General features: G+C 56.8%; 15 protein-coding genes and 1 pseudogene. 8 read left to right on the top strand and 8 right to left on the bottom strand.

What is annotated here, in order from left to right:
• Positions 1-75: 75 nt before the first annotated feature.
• The 7 genes from lldD to ACJ69_RS16430 form a co-directional block, all read right to left on the bottom strand.
• Positions 76-1263: a quinone-dependent L-lactate dehydrogenase gene (lldD, locus tag ACJ69_RS16460; RefSeq protein WP_029740822.1), complete on the bottom strand. Its 1188-nt coding sequence runs from the start codon at positions 1261-1263 to the stop codon at positions 76-78.
• Positions 1260-2033 (bottom strand): transcriptional regulator LldR, encoded by a 774-nt coding sequence (lldR, locus tag ACJ69_RS16455; RefSeq protein ID WP_023294814.1) that lies wholly within the window; start codon positions 2031-2033, stop codon positions 1260-1262. Before lldR ends, lldD begins: the two co-directional genes overlap by 4 nt.
• Positions 2030-3685, bottom strand: coding sequence for an L-lactate permease (lldP, locus tag ACJ69_RS16450; protein ID WP_059347338.1), 1656 nt, complete (start codon positions 3683-3685; stop codon positions 2030-2032). Before lldP ends, lldR begins: the two co-directional genes overlap by 4 nt.
• 337 nt (positions 3686-4022) lie before the next feature.
• Positions 4023-4385, bottom strand: a complete 363-nt coding sequence (locus tag ACJ69_RS16445; protein WP_029742228.1) for a YibL family ribosome-associated protein — start codon at positions 4383-4385, stop codon at positions 4023-4025.
• A 58-nt stretch (positions 4386-4443) separates the two neighbouring features.
• The gene (mtlR, locus tag ACJ69_RS16440; RefSeq protein WP_032661869.1) at positions 4444-5034 is read right to left on the bottom strand and encodes a mannitol operon repressor MtlR; all 591 of its coding nucleotides are present in this window, start codon (positions 5032-5034) and stop codon (positions 4444-4446) included.
• Positions 5031-6179, bottom strand: coding sequence for a mannitol-1-phosphate 5-dehydrogenase (gene mtlD, locus ACJ69_RS16435; protein WP_059347337.1), 1149 nt, complete (start codon positions 6177-6179; stop codon positions 5031-5033). The genes mtlR and mtlD overlap by 4 nt, the downstream gene beginning before the upstream one ends.
• Before the next feature lie 100 nt (positions 6180-6279).
• Positions 6280-8187, bottom strand: coding sequence for a PTS mannitol transporter subunit IICBA (locus ACJ69_RS16430; protein WP_023309922.1), 1908 nt, complete (start codon positions 8185-8187; stop codon positions 6280-6282).
• A 659-nt stretch (positions 8188-8846) separates the two neighbouring features.
• Here ACJ69_RS16430 and ACJ69_RS16425 point away from each other — a divergent pair.
• The 6 genes and pseudogenes from ACJ69_RS16425 to aldB all read left to right on the top strand — a co-directional run bounded on the left by ACJ69_RS16425 (position 8847) and on the right by aldB (position 15997).
• Positions 8847-9203, top strand: a complete 357-nt coding sequence (locus ACJ69_RS16425; RefSeq protein WP_054830338.1) for a DUF3302 domain-containing protein — start codon at positions 8847-8849, stop codon at positions 9201-9203.
• A gap of 2 nt (positions 9204-9205) precedes the next feature.
• Complete coding sequence (locus tag ACJ69_RS16420; RefSeq protein ID WP_029740996.1) at positions 9206-10342, top strand: HlyD family secretion protein; 1137 nt, start codon at positions 9206-9208, stop codon at positions 10340-10342.
• A gap of 90 nt (positions 10343-10432) precedes the next feature.
• On the top strand, positions 10433-11041 hold the full coding sequence (locus tag ACJ69_RS16415; RefSeq protein WP_059347336.1) for a glutathione S-transferase: 609 nt from the start codon (positions 10433-10435) through the stop codon (positions 11039-11041).
• A 103-nt stretch (positions 11042-11144) separates the two neighbouring features.
• Positions 11145-12530: an L-seryl-tRNA(Sec) selenium transferase gene (gene selA / locus ACJ69_RS16410; protein ID WP_059347335.1), complete on the top strand. Its 1386-nt coding sequence runs from the start codon at positions 11145-11147 to the stop codon at positions 12528-12530.
• Positions 12527-14374 carry a selenocysteine-specific translation elongation factor gene (gene selB / locus ACJ69_RS16405; protein WP_047646694.1) on the top strand — a complete coding sequence of 616 codons (1848 nt, stop codon included), beginning with the start codon at positions 12527-12529 and terminating at the stop codon, positions 14372-14374. Before selA ends, selB begins: the two co-directional genes overlap by 4 nt.
• An 85-nt stretch (positions 14375-14459) precedes the next feature.
• Positions 14460-15997, top strand: a pseudogene (gene aldB, locus ACJ69_RS16400) (aldehyde dehydrogenase AldB).
• On the opposite strand, the gene ACJ69_RS16395 reads toward aldB, so the two are convergent.
• The gene (locus ACJ69_RS16395; RefSeq protein WP_059347334.1) at positions 15994-16959 is read right to left on the bottom strand and encodes a LysR family transcriptional regulator; all 966 of its coding nucleotides are present in this window, start codon (positions 16957-16959) and stop codon (positions 15994-15996) included. The pseudogene aldB and the gene ACJ69_RS16395 sit on opposite strands and share 4 nt — an antisense overlap.
• Positions 16960-17076: 117 nt before the next feature.
• Here ACJ69_RS16395 and ACJ69_RS16390 point away from each other — a divergent pair, with 117 nt between their 5' ends.
• Both ACJ69_RS16390 and ACJ69_RS16385 read left to right on the top strand, forming a co-directional pair.
• On the top strand, positions 17077-17817 hold the full coding sequence (locus ACJ69_RS16390; protein WP_059347333.1) for a MipA/OmpV family protein: 741 nt from the start codon (positions 17077-17079) through the stop codon (positions 17815-17817).
• 382 nt (positions 17818-18199) lie between these two features.
• On the top strand, positions 18200-18655 hold the full coding sequence (locus ACJ69_RS16385) for a 4Fe-4S dicluster domain-containing protein (protein ID WP_059347332.1): 456 nt from the start codon (positions 18200-18202) through the stop codon (positions 18653-18655).
• Positions 18656-18659 lie beyond the last annotated feature (4 nt).

Below are 18659 nucleotides of genomic sequence, written 5' to 3'. Positions count from 1 at the left end.
GATGTTATTTTTGGCATAAAAAAGCGCCCGAGGGGGAAATCGGGCGCGTGAGAAAGGGGGATTAACCGGAGAAGGTCAGGCCGCGTTTCCCTGAGCAAGGGGAGCCAGCGCCGCCGGTAATTTGCTTAACTCCTGCACCAGAGAATCCTTACTGATTTCGCTAATCGTTCTTGCACCGGTCAGCGTCATCGCCACCTTCATCTCTTTTTCGATCAGGTTGAGCAGATTCGCCACGCCCGCCTGGCCCGCCGTCGCCAGCGCATAAAGATACGCGCGCCCCAGCAGCACGCTGTCGGCGCCCAGCGCAATCATGCGCACCACGTCAAGCCCGTTGCGGATGCCGCTGTCGGCCAGGATGGCAATATCGCCTTTCACCGCATCGGCGATGGCCGGCAGGGCGCGTGCGGAGGAGAGCACCCCGTCGAGCTGGCGTCCGCCGTGGTTAGAGACCACAATCCCGTCTGCGCCAAAGCGAACCGCATCGCGGGCATCCTCCGGATCGAGGATCCCTTTGATCACCATCGGGCCGTCCCAGAACTCGCGGATCCACTCCAGGTCTTTCCACGAGATCGACGGATCGAAGTTGTTCGCCAGCCAGCCGATGTAATCCTCCAGCCCGGTCGGTTTACCGAGGTAAGCCGAGATATTCCCGAGGTCGTGAGGCCGACCATTCAGGCCGACATCCCACGCCCACTGCGGGTGAGTAACCGCCTGCCAGTAGCGGCGTAACGCAGCATTCGGGCCGCTCATGCCGGAGTGGGCATCACGATAGCGCGCCCCGGGGGTCGGCATATCGACGGTAAAGACCAGCGTCGAGCAGCCCGCCGCTTTGGCGCGCTCCAGCGCGTTGCGCATAAAACCGCGATCGCGCAGGACGTACAGCTGGAACCACATCGGGCGCTTGATGGTCGGGGCGACCTCTTCGATCGGGCAGACGGACACGGTGGAAAGCGTAAATGGAATGCCTTTGGCATCCGCCGCCGCGGCTGCCTGCACTTCGCCACGGCGGGCATACATGCCGCATAAGCCTACAGGCGCGAGCGCCACGGGCATGGAGAGCGTTTCGTTGAACAGCTTTGTCTCCAGGCTCAGGTCAGACATATTCTTCAGCACGCGCTGGCGCAGAGCCACTTCCGATAGATCTTCCACGTTGCGGCGCAGGGTGTATTCGGCATACGCCCCGCCGTCGATATAGTGGAACAGGAACGGGGGCAAAATGCGCTGCGCCGCGGCGCGATAGTCACTGGCTGCTGAAATAATCATGCTTTGTTCTCCCTGGAAATATCACTGTCGCCAGGCAGACGGGTAATACGCGCCTGTCGGGCCTGGTCTTCATCGAATCGTTTAATGGTGGTGTGCACGAAGCCGAGATGCGCCATCATCGCTTTGCGTGCGGCCTCGGCATCACCGGCCAGAATGGCGTTGAGCACCGCCTCGTGCTGTTCGGTAAGCTGGGCAAACACCGGTGGAACCAGATACATGCGCTGGCGGCTCTGTTTAACGGAGGATTGCAGCAGGTCGAAGAACCCGCGCATGGTCTGGAGCAGCACCACGTTGTGCGACGCCTCGGCAATCGCCAGGTGAAAACGGACGTCCGCCTGGGAGGCGATATCCGGGTCGCTGCTTTGCGTGGCCTCAAAGCAGGCGATGAGTTTCTCTTTGTCGGCGTCGGTTGCCCGCATGGCCGCGTGCCAGGCGGTACTGGTTTCGATGGCGTGACGCGCTTCAAGGATGTCGAAGCTGTAGTCCGGGTCGTTCTCCATCAGCGTCTTCAGCGGCTGCACGATGTTTTGCTCGGACCAGTCGTCATGCTGCCAGCGCACAAAGGTGCCGCCGCCGCGACGGCTCACCAGCACCCCTTCGCTGACCAGCGTCGCCAGCGCCTCGCGCAGTGAGTTGCGCGACACGCCAAGCTGGGCGGCGAGCTGGCGTTCGGCGGGCAGCTTCATGCCCGCTTCCAGCTGTTGTTCTTCAATCAGCGCCCGCACGCGAGAGGCAATCTCGTCGGACAGGCGTCTGGGCATCACTATCATGGGATCATCCAGGTTAAGACATAGGCCTGCAGGGTGGTGATCACCCCGACCATGCAGGTGAATATCAGGCTGTGTTTCACGGTAAAGCGGAACAGATCCGACTCTTTACCGACCAGTCCCACCGCCGCACAGGCAATGGCGATGGATTGTGGAGAGATCATTTTTCCGGTTACGCCGCCGGTGGTATTCGCGGCCACCAGCAGGACGTCAGATACGCCAATCTGCTGGGCCGCCGTTGCCTGCAGCGCGGCGAACAGGGCGTTAGACGAGGTATCGGAACCGGTCAGGAACACCCCCAGCCAGCCGAGGAACGGCGAGAAGAAGGTGAAGGCGTGGCTGGTATGTGCCAGGGCCAGTGCCAGCGTTGATGACAGGCCGGAGTAGTTCGAGATAAACGCGAACGCCAGCACCATGCCGATGGAGTAAATCGGCAGCATCAGCTCTTTAATGGTCGCCGCAAAGGTCTGCACCGCGGCCGCAGGCTTCATGCGCAGCCACACCACGGAAAGGAGTGCGGCAAACAGGATGGCGGTACCGGTGGCGGAGAACCAGTCGAATTTATAGACCGCGGCATACGGCGTGGCGGCGTGCACCACCGGCGGCATACGGGCGACCATTTTGTCGAGGAACGGTACGGAGATGTTAATCACCATGTCGTACAGCGCGCCGCCCGGGGCAAACAGGGCTTTAAACGGCGGGATGCTCCACAGGGTGACCGTTGCGGTCAGGAACAGGAACGGCGACCAGGCGCGGATCACCTGTCCTGCCGAATAGCCCGTACGGGCCAGGGTTTGATCAACCTGCGAGGCGCCCATGTCGGCGAAGCGGAAGATACGTACCGGCTGCCAGCGTTTCAGGAACAGCGTCAGACAGACCAGCGATACCAGCGAAGAGATGATGTCCGGCAGCTCCGGGCCGAGGAAGTTCGAGCTGAGGTACTGGGCAATCGCGAACGAACCACCCGCCACCATCACCGCAGGCCAGGTCTCCTTCACGCCGCGCCAGCCGTCCATAATCGCCATGATCCAGAACAGGACGATAATGGTCAGGAAGGGCAGCTGGCGGCCAACCATCTGGCCGATCTCGAAGCTGTCCAGCCCGGTGACCTGTCCGGCCACCAGAATCGGAATACCCATCGCGCCAAACGCAACCGGCGCGGTGTTCACAATCAGGCACAGGCCCGCGGCATAGAGCGGGTTAAAGCCCAGACCGACCAGCAGCGCGGCGGTGATCGCCACCGGTGCGCCAAAGCCTGCCGCACCTTCCAGAAACGCCCCGAAGGAGAAGCCGACAATCAGCATCTGCAGGCGCTGGTCCGGCGTGATGGAGAGAATCGACGAGCGGATAATGTCGAACTGCCCGGTTTTCACCGAGATTTTATAGACAAACACCGCCGCGATGATGATCCACGCAATCGGCCACAGGCCGTAGAAGAAACCGTAGACGACGGAGGCCAGCGCGCGATCGACCGGCATTTTATAGAAGAACAGCGCCACCATCAGGGCGATAGCAACGGTATACGTCGCGGCGAGGTAGCCCTTCAGCTTGAGCTTAATCAGCGCAAAGAAGAAGAACAGGATCGGAAGCGATGCGATCAGGCTCGACAGCCAGATATTACCGGCCGGGTCGTAGTTTTGTTGCCAGAGGCTCATGCAGGTCTCCTGGGGACCAGACAGCCTGCGCTGCGGGTGAGTCTCCGCTCAACTCTGCGTCACAGGTTGTGTAAAAGTGGTCCTGCCAATGTTGTGTTGTAGGGTTAATGACAATGAATGGTTAACCAAATGTTATGGTCAGGCAATGAGTTTGTGAGCAGAATTAATGGAATTGTGAACCGGGGAAGAAAGAAAACGGGGATTGGTTGGGCCAATTTGAAGCGGGATGGGGCCTGAAGCCCTCACCCCAGCCTTCTCCCACGGGGAGTGGGAGAAAAACGCACCGTACAGTTCCCTCGCCCCTTTGGGGAGAGGGTTAGGGTGAGGGGGATAAGTATCAGAACGCGGTCTTACAAAAGCCCGTCATCTCTTTCAGGCCCATTTCGCGGCCAAGCTCGGTCATCGGGTGCACCACCACCAGACCACGGACGCTTTTCTTCAGCTTGCCCATGTCGGCCTGCTCTTTTTTGGTGATCGCGCGACGGTGCGGCATGTCCATCAGCTTCTGCGCTTCTTTGCTCAACTTCTGGCCTTTAACTTCGCGTAGGCGCTCGATTTCTGTTTCCAGCGTGGCAGCTTCTTTTTCCAGCTCGGCGTACTTCTCGGCGGACTCGACCAGTGACAGGCCAGCCATCTGGTGGCGGATCAGATCCAGGCGGTCGCTCAGGCGTTTAATTTCGTTCTTTTCGACTTCTTTCATGACAAATAACTCTGAAAACGGGGAATTTACAGGGAAGGATACACCAATGTGAGCAGGCTTACTTCTGAAACGCTTTTTTTAAGCTGATTCGGGAAATCAGCTCAGTCAGGGAGAGAACCATCGTGGAACGGACAACCTGTTGATAACGCAGCTTTTGCATCGCGTAGAGCTCAGGGTCGCTGTTATCAAAATGGGGAGCAGGGGGCAGCGCGGTGACGCAGTGCAGCTCGCCGAAGGGCCCCAGGATCTCATCATCGGTAAAGGTGTACTCATTACCGTCATGATTGAGTTCTTCGCGCAGCGCCATTAACAGCTCCGCATCTTCATATTCTTGCCGGTTCAGCACGCCAAGACCATAAATCAGCTTCAGACGCACGGATAAATCGCCCAGCGGTCCGTCTCCGTCCAGTAACGGTTCTACAGCATATTTTACCGCGTAGTCGTCTTTGCGAAACACCTGAAGCACCAGGATATTCACCGCCTCGGTTAACAGCTCGACGGCGGCAATCAGGAAGCTTCGTACGGTTTTGCCAGCATTCAGACGCTCAAGCACACGATTTTCAAAGGCCTGGGTTTGTTCCATTATTGCCTGCATATCTGACAATCTATTATCTGGGCGCAGGTTAACCTGCGCCGCACTGTGCATCATTTGGTTGCGTTGTATGCGTTAACCGCCTCCACAACCACGTCGCTGTTGGCGTCCAGACCGGAAATCTGCGCCAGCGCAGCCTGCGCGCCTTTGTCATCAATCAGCTGAGCCAGTTCCTGCGCCTGTGGGTCCTGCTCGCTGCGGTAGTGCATCGCGGCGGCAATCCCTTTCACCAGGTTGGCGTGCGGCAGGCCGTATTCCAGCGTGCCCAGCAGCGGCTTAATCAGGCGATCGCCCGCGCTCAGTTTGCGCAGAGGCTGACGGCCCACGCGCTCAACGTCATCTTTCAGATACGGGTTTTCAAAGCGACCGAGGATTTTCTGGATGTATGCTGCATGTTTATCAGCATCAAAACCGTAGCGTTTGATCAGCACCGCGCCGCTCTCTTCCATTGCCCCTTTTACCACCGCGCGGATCTTCTCATCGAGGATAGCGTCACGAATGGTCTGATGACCGGCCAATTTTCCGAGGTACGCGGTTATAGCATGCCCGGTGTTCAGCGTGAAGAGTTTGCGTTCGACAAATGCCATCAGGTTATCGGTTAATTCCATTCCCGGAATGGTCGGCAGGGCGCCTTTAAACTGGGTTTTATCAACGATCCACTCGCTGAAGGTTTCCACGGTCACTTCCAGCGGGTCGTTGGTGGCGGATTCAGACGGCGGAACGATGCGGTCCACGGCGGAATCCACAAACCCGACGTGCGCTTCAACCCAGGCTTTGTCTTCGTCGGCTACAGCGTTGAACACGTGGCCTTTCAGCTGCGTGGTGCCGCGCACCATGTTTTCACAGGCGATGATGTTCAGCGGGGTATTGATGCCCTGCGCTTTACGTTTTGCCAGGCCTTTCGCGACCGCAGGAGCGATGCGCTCAAGGACAACCGGACCGACGGCCGTCGTGACCAGATCAACGCTGGCGATCAGGTCGATAACGTCTTCACCGATGCTGCTGACCGCGTTAACGCCGGATACCGTCTCAACCTGCTCGTTTTCACCGACCACATGGACCTGATAGCTATGACGCGCATTCAGGGCATCCAGGACCACCTGATTCACATCGGCGAATGTCAGCGTAATGCCCGCGTCTGCCAGCAGTTTACCGATAAAACCACGACCGATATTACCTGCGCCAAAATGTAATGCTTTCATAGTGTTAACCTTCATCAATGTTTTTACCCGAGAGGGCTGGGGTGAGGAACGTTTCCCCTCACCCTAGCCCTCTCCCCATGGGGGAGAGGGAGGAGTACCGTTATTTGTTGAGCAGTGCCAGGACTTCTTCCACGCTGGTGGTGCTCGCCAGACGCGCAATGACAGACTCATCGTCCAGCGCGTTGGTCAGGCTGGTAATCACCTGAATGTGCTCGTTGTTGCGAGCGGCGATACCAATCACCAGACGGGCGATGTCGTCTTCTTCTTCACCGAAGCGCACGCCCTGCGGATACTGACAGAATACGACGCCGGTTTTCAGGACGCGATCTTTCGCTTCAACCGTACCGTGCGGCACCGCGATGGATTCGCCCAGGTAGGTTGGCGTCAGTTTTTCGCGTTCCAGCATCGCATCAACATATTCAGGCTGAACGTAGCCGCCTTTCACCAGCTGCTCGCCGGCAAAGCGAATCGCTTCTTCTTTGGTTGCCGCTGTGCGACCGAGGAAGATGTTTTCCGCACCCAGTTTGAACAGGTGGGCGTTGCTCTCGTCAAAGCTGTCCTGCAGGCTTGAGCGCACTTTCACTTCATTGTCTTCGTGACGCTGCGCCGCAACCAGACGTTCGGTCAGGCTGGTGTACAGGCCGCTGTCGAGGAAGTTAGTCAGCGAGATGTGCTGTGCCTGCGGCACCTGACGCATGGCGCGTTCGGTCAGGTCGCGGTGCGTGATGACCAGGTCAACGTCCGGCGGCAGGCTGTTAATAGCGCTGTTGGTGACGGAGATGTTGGTCAGGCCCGCATCCTGCACTTTCTTACGCAGCACGCCTGCACCCATTGCGCTGGAACCCATACCGGCGTCACAGGCAACGATGATTTTACGCACGTGGCTCAGGTCGTTAGACACATCGCCAGCCGCCAGCGGGGTTGCGCCTTTGGATTCGGCTTTCATGTCGTGCATACGACGGGTCGCCGCTTCAATATCGTCGTCTTCTTTCACTTTGCTGGTTTTCAGCAGGATAGAAGAGACCACGAAGGAGACGGCCATGGCCGCACAGATGGCCGCGATGTTGGCGAAGTACGCCCCTTTTGGCGTCATCGCCAGCACCGCCAGGATAGAGCCCGGAGAGGCCGGAGACACCAGACCGCCGCCCAGCACGCTCAGGGTGAACACGCCGGTCATACCGCCAAGGATAACGGCCAGGATCAGACGTGGGTTCATCAGCACGTACGGGAAGTAAATTTCGTGAATACCGCCCAGGAAGTGAATGATTGCTGCACCGCCAGCAGACTGCTTAGCGCTGCCGCGACCAAAGAACATGTACGCCAGCAGAACGCCCATACCCGGACCCGGGTTGGCTTCAATCAGGAAGAAGATAGACTTGCCGAGATCGTGAGACTGCTGAATACCCAGCGGCGAGAAGATGCCGTGGTTGATGGCGTTGTTCAGGAACAGGATTTTCGCCGGTTCTACGAAGATAGACGCCAGCGGCAGCATGTCGTGCGCAACCATAAAGTTAACGCCTGCCGCCAGAATTTTGGACAGCACTTCAACCGCAGGGCCAATGCCGAGGAACGCCAGAATCGCGAGGATCATCCCGATGATGCCCGCAGAGAAGTTGTTCACCAGCATTTCGAAGCCGGATTTGATCTTACCATCAACCCAGACGTCGAATTTCTTAATCGCCCAGCCGCCCAGAGGACCGGCAATCATTGCACCGAGGAACATCGGCATATCCGCACCGACGATAACACCCATGGTCGTGATAGCACCCACTACGCCACCACGGTCACCGCCCACCAGACGACCACCGGTGAAACCGATGAGCAGCGGCAGGAGATAGGTAATCATTGGGCCAACAAGTTTCGCCAGCGTTTCGTTAGGCAACCACCCTGTCGGAATGAACAATGCAGTGATGATACCCCACGCGATAAACGCGCCGATATTTGGCATCACCATGTTGCTGAGGAAACGACCAAAGCTTTGAACTTTGATCTTGAAATCGGATGACATAAAACACCCCTTCTTCTGTTTACGCTTAGGCTTGCGGCCCGAGGTTTATTGTTAATGAGGCGGCAGAGGTAGCCGGACCCTGTTCTGATGCTGTGAAATCTGGCACTGAATCGTTCAACTGTCCAGACAGCGAAAATTTGTGTGACGCATATCACGTAAAGGTAGGGGGTGTGGATGTCAATGAGGTGATCCTGGTCACAAAAAAGGTGGGCAAAAAAAATACGATGGCGAGAAATGCGGCAAAAATCACCCTTTTCTGTGACGGTTGTCACGATTTGATTTTGTGTGTTTGTTTCTGGATTGTGACTGATTTCACAAAATATTTTTATGCAGATTTCTCCGGCTGTGATCGGCGGCAAACTCTGTTTAGCGATTCGGCGTCAGGATGGCATAGCGCGACACGTTAAGCTAAAAAACCACTTTTGATGTGTGGTATGGCGAAAAGTTAAAACGTGGATTACGCTCATATTGTAAGGTTAAGTATATTATTATTCAGGATATATTTTGACACGCTTATAAACTTGCATGGAGATATTATAAAAACCGATACTCCCCGGCTCGGAAATAACCAGCATACCTTGTGTATTTCAAAATAAATTAATTAGGTTGCGTACTGTTTTATTAATTCAATGAGTTGACGTTGTTTAAGTGAGGAGAATATGTTTCTCAACTATTTTGCGCTGGGCGTATTGATTTTTGTATTTCTGGTTCTCTTTTATGGAATCATCGCCATCCATGACATTCCTTATAATATGGCCAAAAAGCGTAACCATCCGCATGCCGATGCGATTCACACGGCAGGCTGGATTAGCCTGTTTACTCTCCATGCCATCTGGCCGTTCCTGTGGATATGGGCCACGTTGTACCGTGAAGATCGCGGCTGGGGGATGCAAAACCACATCACCAAGCCTGATGAGGTTCCGGGAATGGATGCGCTGGCCAAACGCGTGGCCGAATTAGAACAAAAGCTGGCCGCGGTACATCCCGCTGCTGATAAAAACACGCTGGAGCGCTAATCATGGATCTGTTGATTATTTTGACCTATGTGGCATTTGCCTGGGTGATTTTTAAAATATTCCGTATTCCGGTAAACCAGTGGACGCTTGCCACCGCGACATTAGGCGGGGTGTTTATTGTTGCCGGACTTATTCTGTTAATGAACTATAACCATCCGTACACCTTTACGGCGCAAAAGGCGGTTATTTCTATTCCGATTACGCCGCAGGTTACCGGGGTGGTCAGTGAAGTCACCGATAAAAACAACCAGCTTATTAAAAAAGGCGAAGTGTTATTTAAACTGGATCCGGGCCGCTATCAGGCGCGCGTCGACAGACTCCAGGCCGACCTGGTGACCGCGACGCACAATATCGACAATCTGAAAGCGCAGCTGGTGGAGGCCGTCGCCAATACGACGCGCGTCTCCGCAGAGCGTGACCGCCTGTATAAAGATTATCAGCGCTACCTGAAAGGCAGCCAGGCGAAGGTAAATCCGTTCTCTGAAAGCGATATCGACAACGCGCGGCAGAACTATCTCGCGCAGGATGCGCTGGTAAAAGGCTCTGTTGCTGAACAGACGCAAATTCAAAGCCAGTTGGACAGCATGGTGAACGGCGAACAGTCGCAGATTGCCTCCTTACGCGCGCAGCTTGCTGAAGCGAAATACAATCTGGATCAGACCGTGGTCCGTGCGCCAAGCGATGGCTACATCACCCAGGTGCTGATTCGTCCCGGGACGTACGCCGCCGCGCTGCCACTGCGTCCGGTGATGGTCTTTATTCCTGAACAGAAGCGTCAGATCGTGGCCCAGTTCCGTCAGAACTCGCTGCTGCGTCTGAAGCCGGGCGATGAAGCGGAAGTGGTGTTTAACGCGCTGCCGGGCCAGGTGTTCTCCGGGAAGCTCACCGCGATTCTGCCGGTGGTGCCGGGAGGCTCCTATCAGGCGCAGGGCGCGCTGCAGTCGCTGACGGTGGTGCCGGGAACGGACGGCGTGTTGGGTACGATTGAGCTGGATCCGAATGCGGAAGTCGATGCGCTGCCGGACGGTATCTATGCCCAGGTGGCGGTCTACTCGGACCATTTCGCCCACGTCTCGGTGATGCGTAAAGTATTGCTGCGCATGACCAGCTGGATGCACTACCTCTATCTCGATCACTAATCCTTCCAGGGCAGGAATGCGACACGCATACCTGCCCTTTTTTCATCGCTTGATCCATACTGACTTTTTTCCGGCATCAAGGATCAGGCAATGAAACTCATCGGTAGCTACACCAGTCCCTTCGTGCGAAAAATCTCGATTCTCCTGCTGGAGAAAGGGATTGAATTTGAATTCATCAATGAACAGCCCTACAACGCTGAAAACGGCGTCGCGCAGTACAACCCGCTGGGGAAAGTCCCGGCGCTGGTGACGGACGAGGGCGAATACTGGTTCGATTCCCCGATTATTGCGGAGTATATCGAGCTGCTGGGCGTTGCCCCGACAATGCTGCCGGCTGACCCAAAAGCGGCGCTGGCAGTGAAGCAAATCGAAGCCCTGGCCGATGGCATTATGGATGCGGCGTTAACCTCCGTGCGTGAACAGGCAAGGCCCGCCGCCCAGCAGTCGGAAACGGAACTGTTACGCCAGCGGGAAAAAATCAGCCGCAGCCTGGACATGTGCGAACAGCTTATCCGGGAGGGAAAGATTCAAACCGACAGCCTGAACCTGGCAACCATCGCTATCGCCTGCGCCATCGGCTATCTCAACTTCCGCCGGGTTTCTCCCGGCTGGTGCGTCGACCGTCCGCTGCTGGTGAAACTGGCCGACACCCTTTTTAGCCGCGAGAGCTTTGCCCGCACAGAACCGCCAAAGGCTTGACGCGGGTTATAACACTTCGGCGTCGGAGGCGGTACAATCCCTCCACATGTTAACTCCCTCTCCCGTCGGGAGGGGGGAAGATATTTACTCGCCAGGCGCTTTCATGACTACTCATCATTCGCTGTACAGCCAGATCCCCGCTACCGACCGTCTCCTTCGCGAGCCCCGCATTCATGCTGCCGTTGAGCGTTTTGGCCATACCGCGACGGTGGAGATGTTACGCCTGCTTCAGGACGAAGCCCGATGCGCTATTCAGGCAGAAAACGCCTTGCCCGACTGGTGCGCGGCGTGGGAGCAGGAAGTTGAGCACCGGCTGGATGAGAAAGCGCAAAGCGCGTTACGCCCGGTGATTAACCTGACCGGTACCGTACTGCATACCAACCTGGGACGCGCGCAGCAGGCGGAAGAGGCGGTTGCTGCGGTTGGGCAAGCCATGCGGGCGCCCGTGACGCTGGAGTACGATCTGGACGGCGCCGGGCGCGGGCATCGTGACCGGGCGCTGGCAGACCTGCTGTGCCAGCTGACCGGCGCGGAAGATGCCTGCATTGTGAATAACAACGCCGCAGCGGTGCTGCTGATGCTGGCGGCCACCGCCAGCGGCAAAGAGGCGGTGGTTTCCCGCGGCGAGCTGGTGGAGATTGGCGGGGCGTTTCGCATTCCGGACGTGATGCGCCAGGCGGGCTGCACGTTGCATGAAGTGGGCACTACCAACCGTACCCATGCGAAAGATTATCGCGCGGCGGTGAATGAAAATACCGCCCTGCTGATGAAGGTTCACACCAGCAATTATCATATTGAAGGCTTCACCAAAACGGTTGAAGAGGGCGAGCTGGCAGCGATTGGCCGCGAACTGAATATTCCGGTGATTGCCGATCTCGGCAGCGGCTCGCTGGTGGATCTGAGCCTTTACGGGCTGCCTAAAGAGCCGATGCCGCAAGAGATGATTGCGGCGGGCGTCAGCCTGGTCAGCTTTTCCGGCGACAAGCTGCTGGGCGGGCCGCAGGCCGGAATTATCGTCGGCAAGCGCGAGCTGATTGCGAAGCTGCAGCAGCATCCGCTCAAGCGCGCCCTGCGAGCCGATAAAATGACGCTTGCCGCGCTGGAAGCGACGCTGCGGCTCTATCTCCATCCGGAGAAACTGGCCGACCGCCTTCCTACGCTGCGTCTGTTAACCCGCGATGCCGCCTCGATTCGCGCCCAGGCCGAATTACTGCTGCCGCGCATTGCCCCGCACTACCCCGATTTTGACGTTCGCATTGAGCCCTGCCAGTCGCAGATTGGCAGCGGTTCGCTGCCGGTGGACAGGCTGCCGAGTGAAGCGCTCACGTTCACCCCGCGTGACGGGCGAGGCAGCCACCTTGAAGCCCTGTCGGCGCGCTGGCGTGGCCTGCCTGCGCCGGTTATCGGGCGGATTTACGATGGCCGAATGTGGCTGGATCTGCGCTGCCTTGAAGATGAAGAGCGATTTCTGGAGATGTTGTTGAAATGATTATTGCCACCGCCGGTCACGTCGACCACGGAAAAACCACGTTGCTGCAGGCGATTACCGGCATAAACGCCGACCGCCTGCCGGAAGAGAAAAAGCGCGGCATGACCATCGATCTGGGCTATGCCTACTGGCCCCAGCCTGACGGTCGCGTACTGGGTTTTATTGATGTTCCGGGGCATGAAAAGTTTCTGTCCAACATGCTGGCGGGCGTGGGGGGTATCGATCATGCCCTGCTGGTGGTGGCCTGCGATGATGGCGTCATGGCGCAAACTCGTGAGCATCTGGCGATCCTGCAGCTGACCGGCAACCCGCAGCTGACCGTGGCGCTGACCAAAGCCGATCGCGTGGATGACGCACGCGTCAGCGAAGTGCGCGAAACGGTACAGGCGACCTTGCAAGAGTATGGTTTTGCCGATGCACCGCTTTTTGTTACTGTGGCGACAGAAGGGCGCGGTATCGATGAACTTCGCCACCACTTACAGCAGCTTTCGTCGCGTGACCACGCCAGCCACCACCGCTTCCGTCTGGCGATTGACCGGGCGTTTACCGTCAAAGGCGCGGGGCTGGTGGTGACCGGTACGGCGCTGAGCGGTGAAGTGAACGTAGGTGATACGCTCTGGCTGACGGGCGTTAACAAGCCGATGCGCGTGCGCGGCTTACATGCGCAAAACCAGCCCGCAGAGCATGCACATGCCGGGCAGCGGATCGCGCTGAACATTGCCGGGGATGCGGAAAAAGAGCAGCTTAACCGTGGGGACTGGCTGCTGGCCGATGCCCCACCTGAACCGTCTGAACGCGTCATTGTTTCCCTGCAGTCAAACGTGCCCCTGACCCAATGGCAGCCGCTGCATATTCACCACGCGGCCAGCCATATCACCGGGCGCGTGTCGCTGCTGGAAAACGACCTTGCCGAACTGGTATTCGATTCACCGCTCTGGCTTGCAGACAACGATCGTCTGGTTCTGCGTGATATTTCCGCGCGGGAAACGCTGGCCGGGGCACGGGTGGTCGCGCTGAATCCACCGCGACGCGGCAAGCGTAAACCTGAATATCTCCAGTGGCTGGCTGCTCTGGCGCAGGCCAGCGATGATAACGCCGCGCTGCGGGTGCATCTTGAGCGCGGTGCGGTGAGCCTGCGTGATTTTGCATGGGCACGCCAGCTGAGCGAGGAAGGGTTACGCCTGCTGGCCCAGCAGCCGGGTTTTATTCAGGCTGGAAACAGTCTGCTAAACGCCCCGGTTGCTGCACGCTGGCAGCGTAAGATACTGAGCACGCTCGCAACGTATCATGAACAGCATCAGGATGAGCCTGGCCCGGGCCGTGAGCGTCTGCGGCGCATGGCGCTGCCGATGGAAGACGATGCGCTGGTGCTGCTGCTGATTGAAAACATGCGCGAAAGCGGGGCGATCAAAAGCCACCACGGCTGGCTCCATTTGCCGGATCACAAGGCCGGGTTCACCGCAGAGCAAGAAGCGGTATGGCAAAAAGTGGCCTCGCTGTTTGGCGATGAGCCGTGGTGGGTTCGCGATCTGGCCCGCGAAACGAATACCGACGAGCAGGTGATGCGTCAAGTATTGCGCCATGCGGCGCAGCAGGGGCTGATAGTCGCGATCGTGAAAGATCGTTATTACCGTAACGATCGCATTGTGGCGTTTGCGAACCTGATCCGCGAGCTGGATCAGGAGCGGGGCTCTACCTGCGCGGCCGATTTCCGCGACCGGCTGAACGTGGGCCGCAAGCTGGCGATTCAGATCCTGGAGTATTTCAACCGCATCGGCTTTACCCGCCGTCGCGGTAACGATCATTTATTGCGAGATTCGTTATTATTTCCTGAAACTCCGTGACCCCCGTCGTAAAGCCGTTACCGGTTGGCGAGAAAATCGCCAGCCGGAACTACCCTTGATGTACACCAACAGCAAGGAGACGGTCATGACAAACAATCCTCCCTCATCGCGTATCCAGCCCGGCGAGTATGGTTTTCCCCTCAAGCTGAAGCCTCGTTATGACAACTTTATTGGCGGCGACTGGGTAGCTCCCGTCGACGGCGAATACTATTCCAACCTGACCCCCGTAACCGGCCAGCCGCTGTGCGAAATAGCCAGCTCCGGCAGGCGCGATATCGATCTGGCGCTGGATGCGGCGCACAAAGCGAAAGATAAATGGGGCCATACCTCGGTTCAGGACCGCGCGGCTATTTTGTTCAAAATCGCCGACCGGATGGAGCAGAATCTGGAGCTGCTGGCGACGGCGGAAACCTGGGATAACGGCAAGCCGATCCGGGAAACGATGGCGGCAGACGTGCCGCTTGCCATCGACCACTTACGCTATTTTGCCTCCTGCATTCGCGCTCAGGAGGGCGGAATAAGCGAGGTAGACAGCGACACCGTGGCGTATCACTTCCACGAACCGCTGGGCGTCGTTGGGCAAATCATTCCGTGGAACTTCCCGCTGCTGATGGCGAGCTGGAAAATGGCGCCCGCGCTGGCGGCTGGCAACTGCATTGTTCTTAAACCGGCGCGTCTGACCCCGCTCTCGGTGCTGCTGCTGATGGAAATCGTTGGCGATCTTCTGCCGCCGGGCGTGATTAACGTGGTCAACGGTGCGGGCGGTGAGATAGGGGAATATCTGGCTACCTCGAAACGGATTGCTAAAGTGGCGTTTACCGGGTCGACGGAAGTGGGCCAGCAGATCATGCAGTACGCCACGCAGAACATCATTCCGGTGACCCTGGAGCTGGGCGGGAAATCCCCGAACATCTTCTTCGCGGACGTCATGGAGGAAGAGGATGCCTTCTTCGATAAAGCCCTGGAAGGGTTTGCGCTGTTTGCGTTTAACCAGGGCGAAGTCTGCACCTGCCCAAGCCGCGCGCTGGTGCAGGAGTCCATCTATGAGCGTTTTATGGAGCGGGCCATTCGCCGCGTCGAGTCTATCCGCAGCGGTAACCCGCTCGATAACGTCACGCAGATGGGGGCGCAGGTCTCGCACGGACAGCTGGAAACCATCCTCAACTACATCGATATCGGCAAGAAAGAGGGGCGGATATTCTGACCGGCGGTCGCCGTAAGGTGCTGGGAGGGGATCTGCAGGAAGGGTATTACCTTGAGCCAACGATCCTGTTCGGTCAGAACAACATGCGCGTCTTCCAGGAGGAAATCTTCGGGCCGGTACTGGCCGTGACCACCTTCAAAACGATGGAGGAGGCGCTGGAGATTGCCAACGACACCCCGTATGGCCTGGGAGCCGGCGTCTGGAGCCGCAACGGTAATCTGGCCTATAAAATGGGCAGAGGCATTCAGGCCGGGCGCGTCTGGACCAACTGCTACCACGCCTATCCTGCGCACGCGGCATTTGGCGGTTATAAGCAATCGGGCATCGGGCGTGAAACCCATAAGATGATGCTGGAGCATTATCAGCAGACGAAATGTTTGCTGGTCAGCTACTCCGATAAACCGCTGGGGCTGTTCTAATCGCCCAGCTCAGGCCGTCCATGGGCGGCCTGAGCTATTTGCTGGCGCAGGCAGTTCAGAACGCCATCCAGAACGTATTGCACGCGCCAGGGCTGGTATTCGCGTTTGCGGAAGATGGCCGTCAGATCGAGCCACCACTCTTCCTGATGCGGGAAGCAGGGAACCAGCATCCCTTGCGTTAATTCTTTTTTCAGACTCTCTTTTGGCGCAAAAACAATCCCAAGATTATTTCTTGCCAGCTCCAGGGCCGTCTGCGTATTGTCGCAAATATAATTACCGGTCACCCGGTAGTCATGCACGCTATCACTGCCGTGCACGCGAAAACGCCAGATATTTGCATCATCGACCAGCATGGAGTCAATGAGAATACAGGAGTGATTAATTAAATCTTCAGGTCCTTTTAAGGGATGCTTATTTAAATACTCAACGGTTGCAAATGCCGTAACGGAATATTTTGTTAACACGCTGGCAACCAGACTTTCGTCTTTCGGTTGCGCATAGGTAATTAAAATGTCGCAGTCATCCGGAAAGGAAACGCCTTCTGAAAATTCATTCCGGTCAAGGTTGTAGGTTTTCAGGGAGATGCGGATGTCACCGATATCCTCTATCTGATGGATCACGTGGCGCGCGAGATAGGTTACGATACCTGTAGGGGCATATATCGTGACCTTTCCGCGCTTCTCATGCTTATAATCAGCAATAAAATTAACGAGTTGACTGTTCCTGTCCAGCGTGGCATTAACGTAAGGGAGTAACGCTTCACCAAACTGGGTCAGGGCCAGCTGGCGCGTGGTGCGCTCAAAAACCTTGAGTCCAACCCGCGTTTCAAAATCAGACAGATATTTACTGACGTTGGCCTGCGCCATGCCCAGCAGGGCGGCGGCATCGCCGATGCTGTGGGTTGCTGCGATGACGGATATGATTTTTAATTCGCGTGGTTTTAGCTGTAATTTATTCATCATGCGCACCCATCTATATGATTTTATATATAATATTATATAAACCGCAGCGTTGCATTGGCAAATTTGTAACCATTATTATGCGCCTCGCTTGTTTGGCATTTTAATGGATTACACGTAATGACTATTAAATACAATTTACTCATCGCTGCCACGTTATTTGCAACATCCTCAGCAATGGCCGGTGACTTTTCACTAGGAGCGGGGGCTGTATTTAATGAGTCTCCTTACAAAGGCTATAACGAAAATACTACTGCAGTACCGTTAATTAGCTACGAAGGCGATCGTTTTTATGTTCGTCAGACCACGGGCGGATGGATCCTGTGGAAAGACGCAAAAAATGAACTCAGCCTGACCGCATCGTGGATGCCGCTGCATTTCGATCCAGATGACAACGACGACCATCAGATGAAACAGCTTGATGAGCGTAAAGCCTCTGCCTTCCTCGGCGGCGCGTACTACCGCCACGAAAGCTGGGGTTCTCTGAAAGTGGCGGTCTCTGGTGATGCCACGGATGAAAGCGGCGGTATGATCGGCGAGGTTTCTTACTTCCGTCCAATCAGGATGGAACGCCTGACCCTGACGCCCTCTGTCGGTATTTTCTATAGCGACGAAAGCTATAACGACTACTACTACGGCGTATCCGGCAGCGAGTCTCGCCGCTCAGGTCTGGATGAATACACCGCCGGTGACAGCTGGACGCCATACGTTGGCCTGGCGGCCAAATATCAGTTAACACCGAAGCTGTATCTCAACGCCAGCGCGGTCTACACCGTATTGCCTGACGACGTGAAGAACAGCCCGATGATCGACCGCGACGACAGCTTTGCGCTGATGACCGGCCTGACCTGGCGTTTCTGATGCGGTAAAGCCGGGTGGCGGCTTCGCCTTATCCGGCCTACATGGACTGTCATCGCAGTTTTACGTAGGCCCGAGCAAGCGAAGCGCCGCCGGGCATATTTGAGAGTACCAGTCTCCCGTTTCCCTTCCCGTCATGACTTCCTCATTAATATTCCTGATACGCTAATGCGATCTGCGCCATCAATAAAGATGTGCATCATGTGTATCATTCTTAAAGAAAATCAAACCGGGCACTCTCGCCCGTATTTGGCGACGGGCGGGAATTAAGCACGGATATCAGGAGTCGTTATGTTTTATCCGGCTTACATTCATTCTGATTCCAACGGTAGCGCCAGCGGATATCTCAAAAGAACTGGATTTTAACGTGCGCGAGGCGTAACAGATGAACCGATTTATCGTGGCGGATGCGGAAAAATGCATTGGGTGCCGCACCTGCGAAGTGGCCTGCGCGGTGTCGCATCAGGACGCCGTCTCCGCTCATGCTTTTACGCCCCGCCTTCGGGTGGTTAAGGGGGACGACTACACAACGGCAGTGGGTTGCCATCAGTGCGAGGATGCGCCGTGTGCTAACGTCTGTCCAACCCATGCCATCAGCCGTACGGCGGGAGCCTGGCTCGTTGAGCAGACGCGCTGCATTGGGTGCAAAAGCTGTGTGGTGGCATGTCCGTTTGGGGCGATGCAGGTGCGCCTGGAGGGAAATAAGCCGCAGGCGCTGAAATGTGATTTATGCCTGCATCGCGAAGGCGGACCGGCCTGCGTGGAGGCCTGTCCAACCCACGCGTTGCGCTGCGTTGAGCCTGCCAGACTACGCGCCGAACGGCTGCATAATCTGGCGTAAGAAC

Origin of the sequence: Enterobacter asburiae (assembly GCF_001521715.1) — a bacterium.
Lineage (GTDB): Bacteria > Pseudomonadota > Gammaproteobacteria > Enterobacterales > Enterobacteriaceae > Enterobacter > Enterobacter asburiae.
The sequence above is the reverse complement of the archived record's forward strand: the minus strand, read 5'-3'. Positions and strand labels throughout refer to the sequence as shown.

Coding starts and splice junctions, on each gene's coding strand:
- lldD (WP_029740822.1), bottom strand. CDS start 1,263: ATGATTATTTCAGCAGCCAGTGACTATCGCGCCGCGGCGCAGCGCATT.
- lldR (WP_023294814.1), bottom strand. CDS start 2,033: ATGATAGTGATGCCCAGACGCCTGTCCGACGAGATTGCCTCTCGCGTG.
- lldP (WP_059347338.1), bottom strand. CDS start 3,685: ATGAGCCTCTGGCAACAAAACTACGACCCGGCCGGTAATATCTGGCTG.
- ACJ69_RS16445 (WP_029742228.1), bottom strand. CDS start 4,385: ATGAAAGAAGTCGAAAAGAACGAAATTAAACGCCTGAGCGACCGCCTG.
- mtlR (WP_032661869.1), bottom strand. CDS start 5,034: ATGATGCACAGTGCGGCGCAGGTTAACCTGCGCCCAGATAATAGATTG.
- mtlD (WP_059347337.1), bottom strand. CDS start 6,179: ATGAAAGCATTACATTTTGGCGCAGGTAATATCGGTCGTGGTTTTATC.
- ACJ69_RS16430 (WP_023309922.1), bottom strand. CDS start 8,187: ATGTCATCCGATTTCAAGATCAAAGTTCAAAGCTTTGGTCGTTTCCTC.
- ACJ69_RS16425 (WP_054830338.1), top strand. CDS start 8,847: ATGTTTCTCAACTATTTTGCGCTGGGCGTATTGATTTTTGTATTTCTG.
- ACJ69_RS16420 (WP_029740996.1), top strand. CDS start 9,206: ATGGATCTGTTGATTATTTTGACCTATGTGGCATTTGCCTGGGTGATT.
- ACJ69_RS16415 (WP_059347336.1), top strand. CDS start 10,433: ATGAAACTCATCGGTAGCTACACCAGTCCCTTCGTGCGAAAAATCTCG.
- selA (WP_059347335.1), top strand. CDS start 11,145: ATGACTACTCATCATTCGCTGTACAGCCAGATCCCCGCTACCGACCGT.
- selB (WP_047646694.1), top strand. CDS start 12,527: ATGATTATTGCCACCGCCGGTCACGTCGACCACGGAAAAACCACGTTG.
- ACJ69_RS16395 (WP_059347334.1), bottom strand. CDS start 16,959: ATGATGAATAAATTACAGCTAAAACCACGCGAATTAAAAATCATATCC.
- ACJ69_RS16390 (WP_059347333.1), top strand. CDS start 17,077: ATGACTATTAAATACAATTTACTCATCGCTGCCACGTTATTTGCAACA.
- ACJ69_RS16385 (WP_059347332.1), top strand. CDS start 18,200: ATGAACCGATTTATCGTGGCGGATGCGGAAAAATGCATTGGGTGCCGC.